The sequence below is a fragment of the Euryhalocaulis sp. genome, from assembly GCF_013911995.1.
GTDB lineage: Bacteria > Pseudomonadota > Alphaproteobacteria > Caulobacterales > Maricaulaceae > Euryhalocaulis > Euryhalocaulis caribicus.
This window is the reverse complement of record NZ_JACESD010000014.1, coordinates 13,934-35,554: the sequence shown is the minus strand read 5'-3', so window position 1 is coordinate 35,554 and position 21,621 is coordinate 13,934. Positions and strand designations below refer to the sequence as shown.

Sequence of the window (21,621 nt, the reverse complement as noted above, 5' to 3'; positions counted from 1 at the left end):
GTTCAGAACAAGCACGGCGCAAATGAGTAAAACGCGTTGAGACGCGCGGATCATGCTCATGCTTCTTCCTGGTCAAATCCCTTGCGGGTCATGACGCCCCAGCTGTCCGACCCTTTCAAATATTGCCACCAGCCGCGCATGCGCCAGAGATTGTTGAGTTGCCGGTATCCGAAGTTTTCCAGCACCGCGGCGATGGTCAGGACCGCGAGATCGCGGGCGCGTGGAAAGCGCCGCAGCTGGATTTCCTCAAGCGCCAGCGAACAGACGCTGATGGTTATTCCGAAAGTGAAACTCACCGCCAGGAACGCCAGAAGATATTCAACCGATAACAGGCCCAGAAGCCACAGGATCGGGATCAGCAGATAGCCGAGAATCTCGATTACGGGGCCAAGCACGTCGACCAGGAAAATATGCATGAAGCCGATCCAGCCCACACGTCCGTAACGCGGGTTCAGGAACATGCCCAGGTGCCGGAAAAAGGTCTCAAGGGAGCCCCGGTGCCAGCGTGCCCGCTGGCGCCCCAGAACGCGCAGCGATTCCGGCGCTTCGGTCCAGCATACCGGCTCCGGGATATAGGCAATGCGGTAATCCCGCTTTTCCCGGCGCATGTAACGATGAAGCTTCACGACCAGCTCCATGTCCTCGCCGACCGTGCCGCGCGTGTAACCGCCAACCTGCAACACAGGCTCACGGCGGAACAGGCCGAACGCCCCGGAAATGATGGTCAGCGCGCCGATACGGCTCCACGCCAGCCGCGCCATTAGGAAGGCGCGCAGATACTCCACCGTCTGAAGCAGGGCGAGCGGGTTTCGCGATACTCCGATTTTCGTCACGCGGCCATCACTGATGGTGCAGCCATTGGCAAGACGCACCGTGCCGCCGACCGCGATCACCCGCCCCGGATCCTCGACAAACGGGCGAACGGCGCGCAGCAGGGAGTCCGGCTCAAGGATCGAATCCGCGTCCATTGAGCAAAGCACCGGCGCGCGGGAAATATTGATCCCGGCGTTCAGGGCGTCGGCCTTGCCTCCATTTTCCTTGTCGACCACGACCAGCCGGGGAATCCGCTCCGATCCATAGACGCCGCGGATCGGCTCATGATCAATCGCAAGATCATAGGCCCTGGAGACAGGCTTCAGATCGAACCCGTCGATGAGACGCTGCAGGGTCGAATCTTTGGAACCGTCATTGATGACCACCACCTCATAAGAGGGGTATTGCAGGGAAAGCAGCGACCGCACGCTCTGAACGATGGTCATTTCCTCGTTGAAGGCAGGCGATAGCAGCGAGATCGGAGGCGCCAGATCGGCGTATCGCCGCCACAGGATAGCCGACCGCCTGACGGGAGGGTCCGCAGACAGCGCCCGGCCCGCGATCAGAAGCTGTATGAGATAAAGCGCATTCTGGGCCAGTCCCACCAGAATGATGGCCAGCGCGGTCCACCGCGCAATCTGTTCCCAGTCGAAACCCGCCAATGCGCTCATGCCATCGCCCTTTCGGCCAGCACCAGCGCGGCTGTTCGGGCGCCTCGCTCTCCCTTGCCGTCGGCGATCAGGCGCAGCCGTTTCCGGCCATCCTCGCCAAGCTCGACCAGCGCATTCGCCGCACGGAAACGGACGCCCCAATCGAAATCGGACAGACGGGCTTCAAGCGCGGGCATCAAATCGACCAGCGCCGCCTGGCCAATGGCTTCCGCCGCTTCCGCCCGCACGTCCGGTTCGGGGTCGTCGATGGCCGCGGCCAGCGTCTCCTTCGCCTCTGGCAGCCCGAGGCGTCCAAGAGCGTCGACAGCGGCAGCGCGGATGCGGACATCGCTGTTGCACGCCTCGCTCAGAAGCAGGGGCAGCGCGCCATAGACCCCGGCGCGGCCCATCACGTCGATCATCATCGCCCGCACAGAGGGCGGATCAATATCCTGTTCAAGCCGATGGCTCAGCACCTCGGGCTCGCCGGTTGCGATTGCTGTGAGTATGGCGGACAGCTCGCCCGGCGCGACCGTGTCATCGATATCGAAGGCAGAGAGCAGATCGCCGATATCCGGCCTCTCCCCCATCGCCAGCAAAGCGCGCCCCGCGGCGATTTTCAGACGAAGGCTGACCCGGCGGGACAACACGTTTGTCAGGGCGTCACGCGCCTGCTCCGTGCCAAAGAAACCCAGCGCTTCCGCCGCGGCCAGGCAATCTTCCCGGTTACGGCTGGTCAGCAGGGCCAGGATGCGCCGCTCGGCGCCCGCACGCCGCAGCTTGTCGAGCGCGGCTTCTAATTCCCCGCCCCGCACCAGAGTGGAAAATTCAAGCAGAACCTGCGCGGTAATGCGCGGACGCTTCACCAGAGTCTCTGGAACATCGGCCTGTTCGCCGGCCTCTTCCCCGGCCATCATCAATTCATGGAAAAGGGCGTCCCTGATCTGTTTGTCCCGGCGCATCCGTATCGAGCGCAGCCAGCGCAGGATGATCAAGACCAGCATCAGCACCAATGACGCGCCGGCCAGCAGGATCGACGACGCCCACAATAACAGGAGCAGGGAAAGGTCCATCAGAACCGCCAGCTGGTCCCCAGAACCACCCCTGAGCGGTCATAGGCGGACCGCTTTTCGTGGATGAAATAGGTCTGAATCCCGACACGGTCATTTACATCGTAACGCACCCCGGCCGTATATGACTGAACGTCAATGGTGACGTTTTCGGAGGTTTCGGGCGCGTCCGCATAGCCCAGTATCAGCCGCGCCGGGCCGGCGAATTGCCATTCGGCGTTCAATGCGAACCCGTGGCGCGTGTCGTTGTTTTCGTCGACAAGCGTAATCAAGTTTGCGCCCATGCGGGCCTGATCGCCGGTAAAGACATAGCGGAGACCGCTCGTCAGTCCGGCGACTTCGCCAGTCTGATAGCGCGCGGCCGATCCGCTCAGAACGCCGTATAGACCGCGCGCATCTCCGGCGTCTCCGGTCAGGGGAAATGTTATCCCCGCGAGCGCGGCAAGTTCCGGACGGAAATCGGCGGACGGCGCGCCGCCCAAGGCGACATAGGCCGCAACCCTTGGCCGGATGCGCTGATCCCAGCGCGCCTGCAGATACACATCTTCATCGCTGAAGCGCCGGGCGTACTCCACCAGACCGGTTACGCTCGCCCGATCACTGACCCGGCGCCCCAGCGCCGCGCTGGCTTCGGTCCACCCCGGCAAGTCCTGAGTCAACTCGCTGCGGCCAACGGTCAGGTCGGCGCGCCAGGGATTTGCGCTGTTAGCGGCCTCTGCGGCCTCGATCTGGGCCAGCAAGGCCCGCGCGTCATCGCGGTCGCCCGCCTGTCGGGCCAGGCGCTTTGCCTCTTCATAATCCCCCCGGTAGAAGGCCAGCCGCGCCAAACCGATCCGGGCGTCCTGGTAATCGGGGGCAAGCTCAAGGGCGCGCCGGAATGCTGCGGCGGCTTCATCATATCGCTCAAGCGGAATCAGGCTCAGGCCCAGCTGGACCCAAGCGTCCGAATTCTCCGGCTGCTGGTCGACTTCGTCACGGAAATATTCTGCCGCGGCGGCGAAATCGCCGTCCGTCCGTGCGTCCATTCCGGCCTGGTATGGCGTTTCCGCCACGCCCTGCGCCGCAATCAGCATGGCGCCCGCATATGCAAGACCGGTCAGCGCCACTAGGCGGCGAGCTTTTTAAGCGTGCGGTTGATCCGGCTGACCAGTTCGTCGGGAGAGAACGGCTTCACCAGGTAATCCTCGGCGCCGTCTTCCAGGGCGGAGACGATGTTCTTTTCGTCCCGCAACGCGGTCAGCATCACCACCGGCAGGTCGCGGGTCTGGTCATCCGCCTTGAGATTCTGGAGCACCGCAAACCCGTCCATGACCGGCATCATCGCATCCAGAACAATCAGATCGGGACGTTCGGCGCGCGCGGCCTCCAGCGCCTCCACGCCAGTGTTGGCGGTCAGGACCTCAAAACCCTTCACCGATAGCCGGTGTGACAACAGGCCGATCAGCAGCTCGTCATCGTCGGCGACAAGAATTTTCTGTTGCGGCATACCGCCTCCTGTTTCTCGTCTCCCCCAGGCCACAGATTAGCGGACACAGGTTGCACACAGATTACCAATTACAGTCAGTTTCAGTGAGACTTTATATACCTCGACGTCTCACGGTGAGGCTGGAAATGAGTGAACACGAATGAATGAAACCTGAATGAGTCCCCGCTGGCGCCTGATTATCTTTTTCGGTGTGATCCTTGTCCTGATCGCCGTCGTGACCGCTATCCTTCTGGGGCGGCGCACGCCCCTGGAAGCGTTCGGAGAATTTGAAGGTCCGCTGGAGGACAGCCAGGTGGCGGCCTTTGCGGCCGCGGACTGGCGCGACTATTCCGGCGGCGAAGAGGCCCGGCTGGCGATTTTCCTCACCCAGTCAGACTCCGCCTGGCTGGGTCTCGCCCATGGCCTGAAATCCATCGGCGTGCCCTTTACAATCACCGACGACGCCAGCCAGGCCGTGCGCCACGAAATGGTGATCGCCTATCCTCTCATTTCAGGGCGCGCCGTCTCCGGCCCGGATCTGGACCTGCTGCGGGCGCACGTCGAATCCGGCGGCGTCCTGTTCGCCACCCAAATCCTGGGCGGCGGCATGCAGGATCTGTTCGGCTTCGAATCCGCGGTCGAAACCCGTGAGAACTACGAAGTTGTCTTTACTCCCGGAAATACGGAGACCGCCTTTCTCGACGATCCGCGCGAACAGACCGTCCGGCTGGGCAATCCGGACCGCCCCGAAACCTGGATCGGCGCCCAGGAATTTTCGGGCGCCGGAACCGTTCTCGCCAGTTACCAGGACGGCGACGCGGCCTTTATCGTCAACCACCGTCCCGATGGCGGCGCGGCCTATGCGCTTGGTTTCGATCTGGGATTTTTCATCCTGAAAGCGCAGAACGACCGCGACGCCGGGGCGTCGCGCACCTACGCCAATGCCTATGAGCCGGCGGTCGATACCTGGCTGCGCGTCATCAGGGATATTTACCGGCGCCATGAACCGCTGGCCGCCACCATCCATCCCGCGCCGGCCGGCAAGCAACTCGCCGCGATCGTTTCATTCGACGTCGATTATTCGCGGTCGATTCTGAATATGGGCGCTTACCGCGACCTTCTGGCGGAGCGCGGCCTGGCGGGCACGTTTTTCATCCAGACGAAATATTACCGGGATTATTTCGACCAGGGCTTCTTCAACGACACCACGCTGGCCGCTGTCGAATCGCTCACCGATAAAGGGATGGAGGTCGCCAGCCACTCCGTCAGTCATACCGATGCTTATGCCAGCCTGCCTCTTGGCGATGGCCGCGAACGCTATCCGGAATACCAGCCGCGCGTGGTGGGCGAGGGCGAAACCGAAGGCGCCACCGTGCTGGGCGAAATGCGTGTCAGCAAATATCTGCTGGAAGCGATCACCGGCCAGAACGTCGTGTCGTTCCGCCCCGGTTATCTGGCGACGCCCAACACCATGCCGCAGGCGCTCGAGTCCTCTGGCTACCGTTTTGCCTCATCAGTCACGGCGGGGAATGTCCTGACCCACCTGCCCTACCAGATGACCTATGACAGGAAATATGGAGGACAGACCGGCATCTACCAGTTTCCAATCGCGGTGGAGGACGAAATTCCCCCGCCAATGGAGGAACGCGTTGACAGCGCCATTCAGCTGGCGCGCACGCTGGGCGAATATGGCGGCGTATTCATCATCCTGACCCACCCCGATGTTCTGGACGGGAAACTAAGATTTCTGGAGGAGATTATTCCCGCCATTGAACCCTTCGCCTGGTTCGGGACGCTTGAACAATATGGCGCATGGTGGGCGGCCCGTGACGCGATGGAAATCGACGTGGTCCGGGAGGCGGAAACATTTGTCGTGAGCATTGATGCGCCGGCGGCGGTAAACGGCGTCACGGTCACGCTTCCGGAAAGCTGGACGCCTTCCGGGGCGTTGCCTGAGGGAACAATCTATTCGGATGGAAAGCTGTTGCTCGGCCCGATGAAGGGCGACAACGAAATCCGTTTCACATCAGGCGAGGAGCGTTCCTGATCGCGCCGCTCAGGCGATCACGCGGGACCAGATTTTCTGTATGTCCACGCTCAGCGTCATCGGGTCGAAGGGCTTGACGATCACGTCTACGGCCCCGGCCGCGATATATTGCTGAACTTCAGCGGGCTGCGCCTTGGCGGTCATGAAAACCACCGGCGCGTCAGGCTGGTCGCCGTCATTTTTGAGCGCTTCCAGAACCTCCAGCCCGTTCATGCCGGGCATCATCATATCCAGCAAAATCAATTGCGGATCGGCCCCCGCCAGCCCCGCCAGAGCCTTGTGGCCATCAGCGAACAGGGTGGCCTGATAGCCGCCAATATCCACCAGGGCCAGTTCCAGAATGGCGCGAATATCGGCGTCATCTTCTACGCAGGAAATTCTTTTGAGCTCGGTCATCAGGCGGAATGCCCCTTTTCTGAGTCATTCTCTTTGTTAGCGCCCGCAGGCAAATCCAGAGCATGGATGATGCTATTGCGCAGCTGCTCGTTTTCCACCCGGGATTTTACAAGGCGCGACTGGATGAAACCGGGCGGGTTTTCCCGCGTGTAATCAAATACCGAATAGACAATGAAAGGCGTGCGCCGCCGGTTCCGTTCGAAGGACTCGATAATTTCTTCCCCGGAGCCGTCCGGAAGCTGAAGATCGAGCACCACGAGGTCATAGTCTCGCTGCTGAAGCCGGCGTTCCGCCTCGCGCAAAGTTGGAGCCACCTCGACATCTGCAAAATCGTCGACCAGATGCTGAAGCAGTGAATTGGTATCCTCATCATCTTCGATATGAATGATCAGCGGACGGCCAGCGGCGTTTTTACGGACGCTTTCATTCAGGGTTTCCGCCGCCGCTTTTGGATCATCATCCCAAAGCGGCAATGTGAGGGTAAAGGTCGCGCCCTCTCCTGGCGGACTGGAGACCGAAATCGTTCCATCGTGCGCCTCGGCGATTGCTTTCGAGATGGACAGTCCCAGCCCCGTTCCCTCTTTCGTGCGCGTGTCGCCCGATTCCGCCTGAACAAAGCGATTAAAGATGGCATCCAGCTTGTCTTCCGGAATCCCCGGCCCGTTATCGGTGACCGAAATGGAGACGTTTCTATCGTCAGATTCAATCCGCATTTCGACCCGTCCGCCTTCCCCAGTGAATTTGACGGCGTTGGCCAGCAGATTGACCAGAACCTGCTGCAACCGGTCCGGATCCGCACATACAGTCGCGTCCTGGGTGGTGTCGGCCAGCGAAACCTCGCACCCTTGTTCCGCAGCATAGGTCTGATTCTGCTCGACCGCTTCATGGACCTGTTCGGAAACCGAAATTCGCCGCTTGGCAAACTCCAGCTTGCCCGCCTCGATCTTCTCGATATCAAGCAGGTCATTGATCAGACGGACCAGACGCTGGCCGTTCTTTTCGGCAATGCCCAGCAATTGTTCGGCGCGTTCATTCAAGGCGCCGAACTTGCCCGACCTGACAAGACCGATTGCCCCCATGATGGACGTCATGGGAGTCCTCAATTCGTGCGAAACCGTTGAAACGAATTCGCTTTTCAGGCTTTCCGCGCGTTTGCGGTCGTCAATATCAAGGATCGAACCAATCATGCGGCGGGGCGCGCCGGTTTTGTCCCACACCGCCTGTCCGGTGCCCAGGAACCACCGGAATCCGCGTTTTTTCGTATTGAGACGATACTCCACCTGGAAATCGCCCTCGCCGGCAAAGTGCTGCTCCAGCCTCTTGAACGCACGCGAATGATCGTCCGGGTGCAGAAGCTTCTGAAAACTTTCTACCGAAGCCTCGATTTCGCCGGGGGCGTAGTCCAGAAGCCTGTAGAATTGATCCGACCAGATTTCCTCGTCGGTCGTGACATCCTGCCAGTCCCAGATACCAACGCCCGTCCCCTCCGCGGCCAGCGCAAAGCGCTCCTCGCTCTCGGCGAGTTCTTCCAGCGTGCGGCGGCGTGAAATCTCGTAACCCAGCCAGTTGGCGATGAGTTCGACCAGCACGATATCCTGCGCCGTGAAGTCGCGCGCGCGGGGCGTGGGGCTGGAAAAATTGACTGTTCCGTACCGCACGCCGTCCACAAACAGGGGCGCGCCGATATAGGCTTCCAGTCCGAACATCTTGTAGCAGGGATGGCTGCGGATTTCGCTGTTGGCCACGTGATGGAAAGCGCGCACGCCGTCAGCGTTCAGGACATGGATGCAATAAGTGTTTTCAACTTCAAACTGGTCGCCAACACTCAATTCGCCTGCTGGCGCAACGACGTTTTCAACCAGATAGTCGCCGTTTTCGATATGGGCGACGATCCCGAATTCAAGCTCAAAATAACGGCTGGCCTCAATCAGGATATTTTGAATCTTGTCGTTCAGGCCCATCGCCTGGTCGGTCAGCGTTTTCCAAATCAGCTCCCGAAGGAGCCGGCCCTTATGCTCCTGGGTCTCGTCGACAAACGATCCGGAGAGCTTGACGACCTTCCCGCTCTCTTCGGCCTCCGCCCGCCCCCGGAAAGCGATATGGCTGTATTCGCCATCTTCACGCTTCAGGCGGATCGTCGCGCTGTACTTTCCCGCTTCGGCCGCGCCTGGGGATAACAGGAAAACGGCGGTATCCCGGTCTTCCGGATGCACCAGTTTTTCCAGCGCCGCGCTATTGAGCGGCTGACTCTTCGGCCATCCGAGCAATTGGCGCATAAGGGGCGTCCAGTAATAGCCATCCCCTTCCAGATCTATTTCCCAGAACCCGATTTGCGCCCCGGACATGGCGGTTTCATAGCGCGTCTTGGTCTCGCGGATTTCGGCTTCGTTGCGGCGACGTTCGGTAATATCCTGGAACACGCCAAACAGGGCGATCGTCCTGCCCCGTTCATCAAGACGGCATTCGCCCTTGGACGCCACCCAGCGAAGATTGCCGGCGGCGGTAAGAATACGGCGTTCAAATTCGAAATCGGTTCCCTGCTCGATCGCCGCCTCGATAAATCGCGTCACGTCGGCGCGGTCGTCGGGATGGTAGAACTCGATCGCCTTGTCCAGAACCGGCGTATATTCGCCCGGCGCCAGGCCGTGAATCCTGTAAACCTGATCGGACCAGAAGACCGTCTCTGCCTCCAGATCCACGTACCAGTGGCCGATTTCCGCAATCGTCTCCGTCAGTTTCAGCCATTCCGCCTGACGAAGTTCGGACTCTTTCTGCGCCTGTTCTTCGGTCGCGTCCTCGGCGAATACGGAATATCCGCCATAATCGCCCTCCCGGGTCAGGTCGCCGACAATGGTCAGGCGGAGGGCGCGCTGCCCGCCATTGGGCGCGCGCGTGCGCAGTGTGCGGACAATACGGCTCTCCCCGCTCCGTTTCAGCAAGGCGGAAAGGTCGAATTCCTCACCCGTCTCAAACGCCTCGGACCAGCGCAGGCCTTTCAATGCCTCGCGGTCCCGGTCCAGGAGTCCGGCAAAACCCTCATCCGCGAAATCATATTTCCCGCGCGCATTGATGCGCGCCACGCCGTCCGTTGCATGCTCGAAAGCGCGGCGCATCAGGACCTGATCGGTGATCACCTCGGTGAACATGATCATGCCGCCAATTTCGCCGTTTTCATCCCGCCACGGGGCGTTCTTCCAGCGCACCCAGTCCAGGCTGCCGTCATCGCGCGGGAAAGGATCGGCCTCTGCGCTCAGCGTTTCACCCGCCAGCGTCCGGCGATGCAATGCGCGCCAGTCTTCCGGAATTTCGGGAAATATCTCGTAATGCGACTTGCCGATGATGTCCTGGCCGGTCAGCCCGTAATCCTGGTACCAGCGGTCGGATGCAAACAGATAGCGGAGCTCGCGATCGAAAACCGCGGTCGCCATCGGAGCATCCTTGTAGATTGAAGGATCGAAAGAAGGCGCGGTTTTTTCCGGCATCGCTAACTCCCGTTTGAAGCCTTCCGGGCTTCCTCAACCCTCATTGCCTGATCCAGGGAGTCGCGCAACTGGCTGGACGTGAAGGGCTTTCTGAGGCCGGCATTCGCTCCGGCCAGCCGTGCGATATCCAGCAATTTATAATTGGACCGCGACCCGCCGGCCGTGATGGCGACAACTGGCAGGGCGGGCCTGTCCCGCCTTATGCTCAAAATCGTCTCTATGCCTTCATTGACGGGCATGATCAGGTCGACAATCACGGCATCGGGCGGCTGCGCGTCGATTTCCTTCAACAGCTCCGCGCCATCGGCGGCATAGCGGACGTCGTGAGAAAATTCCTTCAGCATGGCGCCGATCGCGCTCCGGGCGAGCTCATCGTCGTCCGCAACAATTATAGAGGCCATCGTAATCCCGCTGAAGTTGCAAGATTAACCAAACAACCGGGTATTCATTGAAAAAGAATGAAACAGCCTGCCCGGCGGAAGCGAAGCAGAGCACAGGTCAGGCCGGCGCGCCGCCCTGTCTGAAATTGCCGATCAAGGGAAAAAATGGTGAGCCGGCAGGGGTTCGAACCCTGGACCTACTGATTAAAAGTCAGTTGCTCTACCAACTGAGCTACCGGCTCACGCGGCGCGGCGAAACGCGCGCTTGAAGAGGGCGTAGTTAGACGGCCCGGGGCGTCGTTGCAAGGCGGTGATATCAGCCTTTTTCCGCGCCCGCTGATATTTTTTTGCGCAAGGACTCCAGCGTCCCGTCCGCGATGGCGGCGCGGATGCGCGCCATCAGCCCCTGATAATAGGCCACGTTGTGCCAGGAGAGCAGCATCGGGCCCAGCAATTCGCCCGCCTTGAACAGGTGATGCAGGTAGGCGCGGGAGTAATCCCGGCTGGCCGGGCAGTCGCTTTCGGGGTCCAGAGGCGTGTCATCCTCGGCGAATCGGGCGTTTTTCACGTTCACCGGCCCCGCATCCGTCCAGGCCTGGCCGTGGCGGCCCGAGCGCGTGGGGATGACGCAATCGAACATGTCCACGCCGCGGGAGACCGCCTCGATGATGTCCACGGGGCGCCCCACGCCCATCAGATAGCGCGGACGGGCGGCGGGAAGGTGCGGGACGGTGGCCTCCAGCACCTCCATCATGGCCGAAAACCCCTCGCCTACGGCCAGCCCGCCGATGGCGTAGCCGTCCATTCCGATCTCCAGAAGCCCCTCCGCGGAGGCTTTTCTGAGCTCGGGATAGGTGGACCCTTGCACGATTCCGAACAGAGACTGGCCTTCGCGGTCGCCGAAAGCGGCCTTGCAGCGCTTCGCCCAGCGCAGCGAGAGCTGCATGGATTCCTCCGCCGCGGGGCGCTCTGCGGGGAAATCGGTGCACTCGTCCAGCTGCATGGAGATGTCCGCGCCCAGCAGATCGGCCTGGATTTCGATGGCGCGTTCGGGGGTCAGCATGTGGGAAGAGCCGTCAATATGGCTCTGAAACTTCACGCCTTCCTCGGTCAGCTTGCGCAATTGCGCCAGCGACCAGACCTGAAACCCGCCGGAATCGGTGAGGATCGGGCCTTCCCAGCGCATGAATTTGTGCAGCCCGCCCAGCCGGGAAACGCGCTCCGCCCCCGGACGAAGCATCAGGTGATAGGTGTTTCCCAGGATGATATCGGCCCCGGTTTCGCGCACCTGATCGGTATAAAGCGCCTTCACCGTGCCCGCCGTGCCCACCGGCATGAAGGCGGGCGTGCGGATTTCGCCCCGGGTCGTGGTCAGAACGCCGGTGCGCGCATCGCCGTCGCGGGCGGAAATATCAAACGGAAACTCGGCCATTACGCATCTTTTCGGTCGGGAAACAGGAGGCAGGCGTCGCCATAGGAGTAGAAACGGTAGCCGTTTTGTATGGCGTGGGCGTAGGCGGACTGCATGGTTTCAAGCCCGCTCATCGCGCTGACCAGCATGAAAAGCGTCGATTTGGGCAGGTGGAAATTGGTCCAGAGCGCGTCGGCGACCTTAAAATCATAGCCCGGCGTGATGAAAATATTGGTGTCCGCCGCGCCGGGGGCGACATGTCCGCCCGCGTCCGCCGCCGCTTCCAGCGTGCGCAGCGCCGTGGTGCCGACCGGGACGACCCGGTTTCCGCGCGCTTTGGCCGCCGCAATGGCCTCCGACGCCGCCTCTGATATCTCGTAATACTCCGCATGCATGACATGGGCGTCGGTATCGTCCGCCTTTACAGGCAGGAAGGTGCCGGCGCCGACATGCAAAGTGACGCGAGTCTGCTCGATTCCACATGATTTCAGGGCGTCAAACAGCCTGTCGGTGAAGTGCAGACCCGCCGTCGGGGCCGCCACGGAGCCCTCTTTTTCGGCGAAAATGGTCTGGTAATCGTCCAGATCCGCCTCATCCAGCGCCCGTTTTCGCGCGATATAGGGCGGCAAAGGGGGCGCGCCGGCCGCTTTTATGGCCTCATCCAGCGCCTTTCCCGCACGGTCGAAGCGCAAAAGCGCCTCGCCGCCATCGGCTTTCTCGGTCACTTCGGCGGAAAGACCGACAAAATCGACCCGGTCGCCGGGGCGCAGGCGCTTCGCCGGGCGCACAAAGGCGCGCCACGCGCCCTCAGCCTCCCTCTTGTGGAGATTGACCTCGATCGCGACGTCCCCGCCGCCGCCCTCTGAGCGCGCGGGGCGGGTCCCGTTCAGCGCGGCGGGGATGACGCGGGTATCGTTGAAAACCAGCAGATCGCCGGGCGCCAGCAGGTCCGGAAGATCCAGCACGCCACGATCCGCCAGTGTCTGACCGGGGCGCACCTCCAGCAGGCGCGCGGAGTCGCGCGGACGGGCGGGCCGCAGGGCGATCCGGTCTTCGGGCAGGTCGAAATCAAACAGGTCAACGCGCATGGGGTGCGGACCTAACCCGAAACGCCCCGGTTCGGGAGAGGTATTTCACATGACGCGGAATTCATTTCAGACCCCCGCGGCCCGCCGATAAGCTGACAGAATGGCTTTCAGGCGGTTTGCGGCCGCGTTGATCGGGCTGGTCCTGTGGACCGGCGCCGCAGAGGCGGCGCCGCAAACCCATGCCTATGGCGAGGATCCGCGGCAGACGCTGGATATTTATGGCGATGACGATCTGACCGACGCGCCCGTGCTGCTGCATGTTCCGGGCGGGGGCTGGGCCAATCAGGACAAGGCCATGGCCTGGTCGATCCCGCGCTTCGCTGGCCGCGAGGATATCCTGCTGGCGGTGATGGATTATCGCGCGCCGCCGGACTTCGACGCCGCCGACCAGGCGCAGGATGTGGCCATGGCCGTGGCGTGGCTGAAGGCCAATGCGGCGGCGCATGGCGGCGACCCAGGCCGCATATTCGTCATGGGACATTCGGCGGGCGGGCATCTGGCCGCGCTGATCGGTGTCGACCCCTTCTATCTGGAGGCGCAAGGGCTGAATCTGAGCGACCTGGCCGGGGTGATCCTGCTGGACGGAGCGGCCTATGACGCGGCCTTGCAGGCGGATTATCTGAAATCGGTCTATGGATCGGAGAACGCCTCGGCCCATATTTTCGGGCCGGATATCAGCGTTTTCACCCCGGCCGACCGCGTCAGGCCGGATATGGGAACGCCGCCCTTCCTGATCCTGTATGTCAGTCAGCGCGGCTATGGCATCCGGCAGGTTCACGCGCTGGAAGCGGCGTTCGACGCCGCAAGGGTGGATTACGAAACCGCCGCGGTGCGCGACAGCGACCACGTGCGGATTGCTTACGAGTTTGGAGAGCCGGGCAGTCCGGCCGGACGCGCCGCGGCGCGCTTCATCCGCAAGCATTCCGGGCGGTAGCTATTGCGCGGCGGGTTCGGGCGGGGTTTGCGCCGCGCCATGGGCGCGCGCCAGCAAAGCCTCGCAATCTGCGTCCCGACCATCGCCCAGCTCCACAAACGGCAGGGCTGCCAGACCGCCGGTGAGCGAACCCAGTAGCGCCGCCGCGCCCGCCTGAAGCGCGGTTTCGCCAGCATCGACGCCAATGGCGGGGTTGCGCAGCGTGCCGCGGATTACCGGATCGCCCAGAAGCGAGCCCCAGCTGACATCCTTGGCGTCGGTTTCCACGGTCAGGTCCAGCGACTCGTCATCCAGATTCACCGCCCCGTCCAGAACGATCAGGCTGTCCTGACTGTCGAACACTACGGGCGCGGCGCGGGCCAGCCCGTCCTCCACCGCGAAGCGCGCAACGGCGCAGTTCAGCTCTGTGAATTCGGGATCCTGCGGGTCTTCGGTGAGAAGCAGCAGCACCACCTCGCCCAGATCCAGCCCCGCCGCCTCGGACCCCAGCTGGCGTATGCGGCCGTCCTGCGCATAGAGCGTGACCGCGCCATTGGCGCTGGAGGCGGCCTGACGGAAACCGTTGCCGGAGGCGGTAATATCCAGCCGGCCCGCAAGCCCCCCTTGCGCGAAACGCCCGTCGGCAAACTGTTCCAGCCGGACATCGCTGAGGCGGCCGTCTATGTCGTGCTGGGGCGTTTCCTCCGAAGCGTCGATCACGACTTCGGCTTCCAGATTGCCGGCTTCCGCCTCGAACGCGATGGGGGCGAAGCGCATGACGCCGTCTTCCAGATTCATGTCCAGCCGCAGCGCCTGCAGGGGAAGCGGCCCCGCCTGAACGCTGTCGGCGCGGAAATCGACCCGGGCGTCGACGGCGCGAATACGGGTGAGGTCCAGCGTGGAATCCGGGATCAGGCGGTCGCTGGCGGCGTAGCTGGAATTGATTTCTTCCTGCAGCGCGTTCGTCTCTCCACTGACGCGGCTGGGCGCGCCTATGATGATGCCCAGATCGTCCAGTTCCAGATTCGTGGACTGCAGGTCGGCGATAATCAGCGGCCGGTCACGGCCCAGACGGACCTCGAAATCGCCGCCCAGATCGCTGTCGCCCACGACGCCGTCAATGCCTTGCAGCCGCCAGACATCCTCGCCGGCGGAGAGTTCGCCATTTAGCTCATAAGGCGGCGTATCCGGAGCAGCGAGACCCAGAAGGTCTGCGAAATCGGCGAAGTTTTCGCCGCGCACGGTCAGCGCGCCGCGCAGGCCGTCCACCTGTGGCCCGGCGATGCGGCCATTAAAGAAGACGGTGGTTCCGGCGCCGGAGCCGACCGCCTCGACATCGTCGCCGGCGGGCCGGCCGGAAGCGGTGGTGATGGTGAATTCCTGCGTGTCGCCGTCCCGGCTGACCACAAAGACGAAATTCTCGATCTCCGCACGGGCGATCTCGTCCAGATTCTTGAGGAAATCGCCGCCCTCTCCCCGGTCCTCGCCCTTCAGGCGGATGCCGGCCTGCCCGTCCGTAACGCTGGCGCGCGCAATGAGGGCGCGGCCCGGAAGGATGCCCAGCGGACTGAATCGCAGATCCATCGCGCCCAGCCTGTAGGGCGCGATATCGCCCTGGATTTCCAGGACGCGCATTTCATAGCCAATGGGAAAAATCTTGAGACGGGCGTGATCCAGCGTGGTGTCGCGGCCCGTCGCGGTTTCAATCGCCCATGCGCTGAGCGGCGTCGCAAAACGCGGCATGGTCAGTAATATCAGGCCAGCCGCCGCGAGGAGCGCGGCGGCGGCGATGATCGTCAAAACCCAGTATTGCGCTTTCAAAATGACGCTCTTTCAAACGCCCCCAGACAAGGGAACGCCGAAAGAGCGCATTCGTTCGGCGAAGGACGGACTTTAGGCGTCCGCCTTCACCTTGACCGATTTGATGACGCCGGGATTGGCGGGCGGTTCGCCTTTCGGGATGGCGTCCACATGCTCCATCCCGGACGTGACCTCGCCCCAGGCGGTGTACTGGTTATCCAGATAGGGCACCGCGTCCAGGCAGATGAAGAACTGGGAATCGGCGCTGTTGGGGTCCGCCGCGCGGGCCATCGACATGGTGCCGCGCACATGTTTCACGTCGTTGAATTCGGCCTCGATATTCTGGCCGGAGCCGCCCATGCCGGAGCCTTGCGGGCAACCGCCCTGCGCCACGAAACCGTCGATCACGCGGTGGAAGTTCAGGCCGTCATAGAAGCCTTCGCGCACCAGTTCCTTGATGCGGGCCACATGCTTGGGCGCCTTGTCCGGAAACAGGGCGATTTCCACTTCGCCATCTTCCAGTTCCATGACGAGTGTGTTTTCGGCGTCGGCCATCTAGCTGTCCTCTTTAACGCGTGTGGGGATGGTCAGGTCGCAGACATTTTCCACGTCCTGTTCTTCAACATAGGCTTTGAAAGCGTCGCTTTCGGGCCGGATCACCTGAACCGCGACCTGCTGGTCTTCCGGCAGGCTGGAGCCGACGCGCATCGATTGAATGGTGTCGGGGTTTTCCGGCATGTCGCTATCGCCCTCGCCCGCGGTGATGTTCTGGACCACGTCCTGACCGTGCACCACGCGGCCCCAGGCGGTGTATTGGGCGTCCAGCCAGGGCGCTTCGCCGCGCATCAGGTAAAACTGGAAATTGCCGCTATCGGGATTGTTGGTGCGCGCCATGGAGGCTGTGCCCTTGCAATGCAGCATCCAGACATCGCGCTTGCCGTCGGCTGCGACCATGGCTTGCGCCGCGGGCTGATAGCCCACCGGCGCGCCGTGATACACGCCCGCCGGCGCGCGGCCCATGGCGGGCTTGCGCTCATTGACCATGCGCTCGTCCTGCACCTTGACCGGCGTGACCTCCGGGCCAAGGCGCGCGGTGAACTCGGCCGGCAAATCCGGCTTGCCGGAAAGCCCGCCGCCGGGATTGTTCGTCAGCCCGCCGCCCTGCGCCATGAAGTCGCCGATGACGCGATGGAAGATGCGGCCGTCATAGAAATTCTCCGAGGCCAGCTCTTTCATCCGCGCGGCGTGTTGCGGGGCAAGATCGGGATGAAGCTCCACGATCACCAGGCCGGTCTTGGGCTCGGCCAGCAGCGATTCCATGCCGCTGCCCGCCTTCTGCGCCACGGTGATGTAGAGAAGATTGTCCTGGTCCGGCGTGCGCCAGGCGTCATCGGGCGCATCGATCGGCTGGGCGGAGGCGGTCAGGGCCGCGGCGGCGAAAAGGGAAGCAATCACGAATATTTCTCCAACAGGCGTTTTTCGACCGAAGGCGAGACAAAGGGCGAGACATCCCCGCCCAGACGCGCAATCTCCTTCACCAGACGCGAAGCCACGGCCTGATGACGGGGATCGGCCATAAGAAACACGGTTTCGATGTCGTCATTGAGGCGCTGGTTCATCGCCGTCATCTGGAATTCGTATTCGAAGTCCGACACGGCGCGCAGGCCGCGGATGATGACAGAGGCGTCAATCTCTTCGGCATAGTGCATCAGCAGGCCGCGAAAGGGGCGGACCTCGATATCGGCGTCGCCGCAACAGGCCGCGACCTCCGACTGCGCGATCTCCACCCGCTCGTCCATGCTGAACAGCGGGCGTTTTTCCTCATTGGTGGCGATGCCGATGATCAGCTTGTCCACCAGCTTCACCGCCCGGCCGACGATATCGACATGGCCCATGGTGAAGGGGTCAAACGTGCCGGGGTAGAGGCCGACGCGGGGCTTGCCGCTCATCAGCTTTCCCCCTCGCCGGACGGCGGAGACTCTCCGCCCTCCCCGTCATTTCCATCAGCGGCGTCCGCCGCTTCGTCGCTGTCGCTCTCGGCGATGCGGCGCACGGAGATGACCTTCTCGTCCTTCTTCAAACGCACGATGATGACGCCCTGCGTCGCGCGGCCCGCGATGCGGACCGTGTCGGCCGGGGTGCGGATCATCTGGCCGCCATCGGTCATCAGCATGACATCGTCGCTGGCCTCGACCGGGAAGGAGGCGTTGAGCCAGTCCTTGCCGCGCAGGCGATGGGCCAGCAGGCCTTTGCCGCCGCGCCCGGTGACCCGGTATTCATAGGCGGAGCTGCGCTTGCCATAGCCGCGGTCGGCGACGGTGAGGATGAACTCCTCCGCCGCGCCCAGTTCGGCGAGGCGCTCGGAGCTGAGCAGCGCCTCTTCGCCCTCCTCCAGGTCCGCGTCGTCCGTTTCCTCGCCCGCCGCGCGCCGCATGGCGTTGGCGTGGCGCAGATAGGCGCGGGATTCTTCCGGGGTGACGTCCATGTGGCGCAGGATGGCCAGCGAGATCACATAGTCGCGCTCGTCATCCATCTTGATGCCGCGCACGCCCGTGGAGGTGCGGCCGGCGAAGACGCGCACGTCCTCCACCCGGAAGCGGATGCAGCGGCCGAACGCGGTGGTCAGCAGGATATCGTCTTCCGGCTTGCAGACCTTCACGCCAACAATGCCGTCGCCCTCGTCGGGCTTCATGGCGATCTTGCCGTTGCGGTTCACCTGCACGAAATCGCTGAGCTTGTTGCGGCGTATCTTGCCCGAGCGGGTGGCGAAGACGACGTCCAGTTCGCCCCAGCTATCCTCGTCCTCCGGCATCGCCATGACCGAGGATATGGAATCGTCCTGATCCATGCCGCCCAGCACATTGCCGATATATTTGCCGCGGGAGTTCGGCGCGCCCTGCGGCAGGCGCCAGACCTTCTCCTTGAACACCAGGCCGGAGGCGGTGAAGAACAGCACCGGATCGTGCGTGGAGGCGACGAACATGCCGGTGACGACGTCCTCCTCCTTCATCGCCATGCCGGCGCGGCCCTTACCGCCGCGCGCCTGGGTGCGATAGATCGAAAGCGGGGTGCGCTTGACGTAGCCGCCCTCGGTGATGGTCACCACCATGTCCTCGCGCGCGATCAGGTCCTCGTCCTCGACATCGAGGTCGCCTTCCAGGAACTGGGTCTTGCGCGGCTCGGCGAATTTCTCCTTCACCTCGGTCAGCTCGTCGCGGATGATCTCGATGACGCGGGCCTTGGAGCGCAGGATATCCAGCAGGTCCTGGATCTTGCCCATCAGGCCCTTGGCCTCGTCATTGATCTCGTCGCGGCCAAGGCCGGTCAGGCGCTGCAGGCGCAGGTCCAGAATGGCTTTCACCTGCTCCAGAGTCAGGCGGATCTCGCCGTCCTCGTTCACGATGGAGCGCGGGTCGGCGATCAGCTTGACCAGCGGCTCCATGTCACGCGCCGGCCAGGTGCGGGACAGAAGGCCCTCGCGCGCCGCAGACGGGTCCGGCGCGTTGCGGATCAGCTCGATTACCTCGTCGATATTGGCCACCGCCATGGCGAGGCCGACAAGGACATGGGCGCGGTCGCGCGCCTTGGACAGCTCGAACTTGGCGCGGCGGGCGACGACTTCCTTCCGGAAGCGGATGAAGACATCCAGCATGTCGCGGAGCGGCATGACGCGCGGCCGGCCGGAATCCAGCGCCAGCATGTTCACGCCGAAGCTCGTCTGCATGGGCGTGAAACGATAGAGCTGGTTCAGCACCACTTCCGGGGTGGCGTCGCGTTTCAGCTCGATCACCACGCGGATGCCGTCGCGGTCCGACTCGTCGCGCATGTCGGCGATGCCCTCGACCCGCTTGTCGCGGACCAGTTCGGCGATCTTTTCGACCAGCGAAGCCTTGTTCACCTGATAGGGAACCTCGCTGACGATAATGGCCGTGCGCTGGCCGATTTCTTCAAAATCGGTGCGGGCGCGCATGACGACGGAGCCGCGGCCCGTCATCAGGCCCTTGCGGGCGCCGGAGCGGCCAAGGATATAGCCGCCGGTCGGGAAGTCCGGCCCCGGCACCAGCTCCAGCAGTTCCTCATCCGTGACATCGTCGCGGTCCAGAAGGGTCAGCGCGGCGTCGCAGACTTCGCCCAGATTGTGCGGCGGGATATTGGTCGCCATGCCGACGGCGATGCCGCCCGCGCCATTGACCAGCATGTTCGGGAAGCGGGACGGCAGGACGGTGGGTTCGCGGTCCTTCCCGTCATAGTTCGGCTGGAAGTCGACCGTGTCCTTGTCGATGTCGGCCAGCAGGTAATTGGCGGCCTCGGCCATGCGCGCTTCGGTATAGCGCATTGCCGCGGCGGGATCGTTGTCAATGGAGCCGAAATTGCCCTGCCCGTCGATCAGCTTCAGGCGCATGGACCATGGCTGCGCCAGCCGGACCAAGGCGTCATAAATCGCGGAGTCGCCGTGCGGGTGATAGCTACCCATCACGTCACCGACCGTCTTGGCGGACTTGTTATAGCTCTTGTCGAAGGTCTGGCCGTTCTCGTGCATCGACCAGAGGATGCGGCGGTGAACGGGCTTCAGGCCGTCGCGCGCGTCCGGGATGGCGCGGCTGACGATCACGCTCATGGCGTAATCGAGATAGGAGCGGCGCATCTCCTCTTCGATGGCGATGGATTCGACGCCTTCGGGGCGGTCGGAAGGCGGGGGAGTATCGTGCGTGTCGGTCACGTCGGTCCGTTAGTCGATTGGACGGGAATTGCTGGAATCATTTTCAGCGGGAACATCGGCAAGGTAGCATCCGTTATAGGGGGTCGCAAAGCTTTGTGGCCGCTCAACACAGGACTTCAGGAGTTCATATGCGCCGTTCAATTCTTCTTCTTTCAGCTGGCATGGCGGCAATCGCCCTTACCGCCTGCCAGGACCAGCAGGACAACGCGTCCGACGGGGACCTAAACGCCTCCGACGGGCAACAGGAACAAGGCGTCACGCCGGGCGGCGATGACGCGGGGTCCAGCGCGGCCTCGAACAAGGAAGCCGCGCTGGCGGGCGACATGGCCGTGGCGCGCGCGGATTTGCAGTTCATCGGCGATCTGCCGGACGCATCCGGCCAGGCCGAGTTTTTCTGGGATGACCGCCGCCTGACGATGCGCGTGGTCGCCGCCGGTCTGCCCGCTGGCGAACACGGCATTCATCTGCACGAAACCGGCGATTGCTCCGCTGATGACTTCACCAGCGCGGGCGGTCATATCGGCAAGGAGTCCGCCCAGCACGGGATGGATAACCCGGAGGGCCCGGAAGCCGGCGACCTGCACAATCTGATGGTCGCCCCGGACGGCACCGCCGACCAGACGCTGAACACCCGCGTCCTGCTGCAGGGCGACATGGGCAAGCGGCCCAAGCTGCTGGATGCGGACGGTTCCGCCGTGGTCATTCACGAAGCGCCGGACGATCACACGACCCAGCCCATTGGCGGGGCCGGCGCGCGAATCGCGTGCGGCGTCATTGAGGGCATCGACGGGGCTGTGAATATCCGCGGCAAGCCGGTGCGCACCGGCGCGGCGGAAACTGACGCGCAATAAACGCGGTTTGTTGCCAATTATGCCTTGTCAAAGGGCGGTCCATCCGGGCCGCCCTTTTTCATATTCGGCGCTAGAAGGTCAGGCGGATGGCCATGACGCCATAGGCGAAGGCGGTCAGCGCGCCGCCGATCCAGAACATCCAGTTGCGCCGGGCGCGATGCCGCCGGCCCGCGATGATGGATGCGGGCGGGCGCCCTTCCCGCGCGGCGCGTATGGCCAGGTGGAACCCGGTCCCCAGCGCCGCGGCACCCAGAATCCAGGCCAGCTCGCCCAGCACGACCCACAGCTTTGATGCGGTCTGCGGCGCATAATAGGCCAGCACGCCGCCGCTGATCACCGTGATCAACGCCATGGGCGTCCAGACCCAGCGCGCGGCCGAGAACATCGGCTTGGCGGCAAGCCAGGGATCGGGCGACCGGTCCGAGGCCAATGTCAGGAACAACAGGATTCCGCCGCCCCCGGCTAGAAATGCGGCGGAGACGAGATAGATCAGTTCGAGAACATTCAGGAGCGCAGGCATGATTCTGTTCTAACC

The 21,621-nt window shown here is 63.0% G+C and carries 18 protein-coding genes and 1 tRNA gene; 3 read left to right on the top strand and 16 right to left on the bottom strand.

Annotation, left to right across the window (positions count from 1 at the left end; genetic code table 11):
* Positions 1 to 56: 56 nt before the first annotated feature.
* From H2040_RS05605 to H2040_RS05590, 4 genes are read right to left on the bottom strand one after another with little or no spacing between them, the layout of a single operon-like run.
* Entirely contained in the window at positions 57 to 1,484 is a 1,428-nt protein-coding gene (locus H2040_RS05605; RefSeq protein ID WP_287155907.1) for a glycosyltransferase family 2 protein, read from the bottom strand.
* Positions 1,481 to 2,536, bottom strand: a complete 1,056-nt coding sequence (locus tag H2040_RS05600; RefSeq protein ID WP_287155906.1) for a HEAT repeat domain-containing protein — start codon at positions 2,534 to 2,536, stop codon at positions 1,481 to 1,483. The genes H2040_RS05605 and H2040_RS05600 overlap by 4 nt, the downstream gene beginning before the upstream one ends.
* A complete protein-coding gene (locus H2040_RS05595; protein WP_287155905.1) occupies positions 2,536 to 3,639 on the bottom strand; it encodes a YaiO family outer membrane beta-barrel protein in 1,104 nt (367 codons plus the stop codon). Before H2040_RS05595 ends, H2040_RS05600 begins: the two co-directional genes overlap by 1 nt.
* Positions 3,639 to 4,019 carry a response regulator gene (locus tag H2040_RS05590; protein WP_287155904.1) on the bottom strand — a complete coding sequence of 127 codons (381 nt, stop codon included), beginning with the start codon at positions 4,017 to 4,019 and terminating at the stop codon, positions 3,639 to 3,641. Before H2040_RS05590 ends, H2040_RS05595 begins: the two co-directional genes overlap by 1 nt.
* A 154-nt stretch (positions 4,020 to 4,173) precedes the next feature.
* Here H2040_RS05590 and H2040_RS05585 point away from each other — a divergent pair, with 154 nt between their 5' ends.
* Positions 4,174 to 6,045, top strand: coding sequence for a polysaccharide deacetylase family protein (locus tag H2040_RS05585; protein ID WP_287155903.1), 1,872 nt, complete (start codon positions 4,174 to 4,176; stop codon positions 6,043 to 6,045).
* Between the two features lie 9 nt (positions 6,046 to 6,054).
* On the opposite strand, the gene H2040_RS05580 is transcribed toward H2040_RS05585, so the two are convergent.
* From H2040_RS05580 to queA, 6 genes are all read right to left on the bottom strand, one after another.
* The gene (locus H2040_RS05580) at positions 6,055 to 6,441 is read right to left on the bottom strand and encodes a response regulator (protein WP_287155901.1); all 387 of its coding nucleotides are present in this window, start codon (positions 6,439 to 6,441) and stop codon (positions 6,055 to 6,057) included.
* Positions 6,441 to 9,923 (bottom strand): PAS domain-containing protein, encoded by a 3,483-nt coding sequence (locus tag H2040_RS05575; protein WP_287155900.1) that lies wholly within the window; start codon positions 9,921 to 9,923, stop codon positions 6,441 to 6,443. Before H2040_RS05575 ends, H2040_RS05580 begins: the two co-directional genes overlap by 1 nt.
* Before the next feature lie 2 nt (positions 9,924 to 9,925).
* Positions 9,926 to 10,324, bottom strand: a complete 399-nt coding sequence (locus H2040_RS05570) for a response regulator (protein WP_022697952.1) — start codon at positions 10,322 to 10,324, stop codon at positions 9,926 to 9,928.
* A 145-nt stretch (positions 10,325 to 10,469) separates the two neighbouring features.
* Positions 10,470 to 10,545, bottom strand: a tRNA-Lys gene (locus H2040_RS05565).
* 74 nt (positions 10,546 to 10,619) lie between these two features.
* On the bottom strand, positions 10,620 to 11,735 hold the full coding sequence (gene tgt, locus H2040_RS05560; RefSeq protein ID WP_287155899.1) for a tRNA guanosine(34) transglycosylase Tgt: 1,116 nt from the start codon (positions 11,733 to 11,735) through the stop codon (positions 10,620 to 10,622).
* Positions 11,735 to 12,802 carry a tRNA preQ1(34) S-adenosylmethionine ribosyltransferase-isomerase QueA gene (gene queA, locus H2040_RS05555; protein ID WP_287155898.1) on the bottom strand — a complete coding sequence of 356 codons (1,068 nt, stop codon included), beginning with the start codon at positions 12,800 to 12,802 and terminating at the stop codon, positions 11,735 to 11,737. Before queA ends, tgt begins: the two co-directional genes overlap by 1 nt.
* A 100-nt stretch (positions 12,803 to 12,902) precedes the next feature.
* On the opposite strand from queA, the gene H2040_RS05550 reads away from it, so the two are divergent.
* Complete coding sequence (locus tag H2040_RS05550; protein ID WP_287155897.1) at positions 12,903 to 13,736, top strand: alpha/beta hydrolase; 834 nt, start codon at positions 12,903 to 12,905, stop codon at positions 13,734 to 13,736.
* Here the strand turns inward: H2040_RS05550 and H2040_RS05545 are convergent, their stop codons facing one another.
* The 5 genes from H2040_RS05545 to gyrA all read right to left on the bottom strand — a co-directional run bounded on the left by H2040_RS05545 (position 13,737) and on the right by gyrA (position 20,235).
* Positions 13,737 to 15,536, bottom strand: coding sequence for an AsmA family protein (locus tag H2040_RS05545; RefSeq protein ID WP_287155896.1), 1,800 nt, complete (start codon positions 15,534 to 15,536; stop codon positions 13,737 to 13,739).
* Positions 15,537 to 15,608: 72 nt separating this feature from the next.
* Positions 15,609 to 16,070, bottom strand: coding sequence for a peptidylprolyl isomerase (locus H2040_RS05540; protein WP_022697870.1), 462 nt, complete (start codon positions 16,068 to 16,070; stop codon positions 15,609 to 15,611).
* A complete protein-coding gene (locus H2040_RS05535; RefSeq protein ID WP_022697869.1) occupies positions 16,071 to 16,970 on the bottom strand; it encodes a peptidylprolyl isomerase in 900 nt (299 codons plus the stop codon).
* The gene (coaD, locus tag H2040_RS05530) at positions 16,967 to 17,464 is read right to left on the bottom strand and encodes a pantetheine-phosphate adenylyltransferase (protein WP_022697868.1); all 498 of its coding nucleotides are present in this window, start codon (positions 17,462 to 17,464) and stop codon (positions 16,967 to 16,969) included. The genes H2040_RS05535 and coaD overlap by 4 nt, the downstream gene beginning before the upstream one ends.
* Complete coding sequence (gene gyrA, locus H2040_RS05525) at positions 17,464 to 20,235, bottom strand: DNA gyrase subunit A (protein WP_287155895.1); 2,772 nt, start codon at positions 20,233 to 20,235, stop codon at positions 17,464 to 17,466. Before gyrA ends, coaD begins: the two co-directional genes overlap by 1 nt.
* A 128-nt stretch (positions 20,236 to 20,363) precedes the next feature.
* Between gyrA and H2040_RS05520 the strand changes: the two genes are divergently transcribed.
* Positions 20,364 to 21,086 carry a superoxide dismutase family protein gene (locus tag H2040_RS05520; RefSeq protein ID WP_287155894.1) on the top strand — a complete coding sequence of 241 codons (723 nt, stop codon included), beginning with the start codon at positions 20,364 to 20,366 and terminating at the stop codon, positions 21,084 to 21,086.
* A gap of 70 nt (positions 21,087 to 21,156) precedes the next feature.
* On the opposite strand, the gene H2040_RS05515 is transcribed toward H2040_RS05520, so the two are convergent.
* Positions 21,157 to 21,606, bottom strand: coding sequence for a hypothetical protein (locus tag H2040_RS05515; protein ID WP_287155893.1), 450 nt, complete (start codon positions 21,604 to 21,606; stop codon positions 21,157 to 21,159).
* Between the last annotated feature and the right edge of the window lie 15 nt (positions 21,607 to 21,621).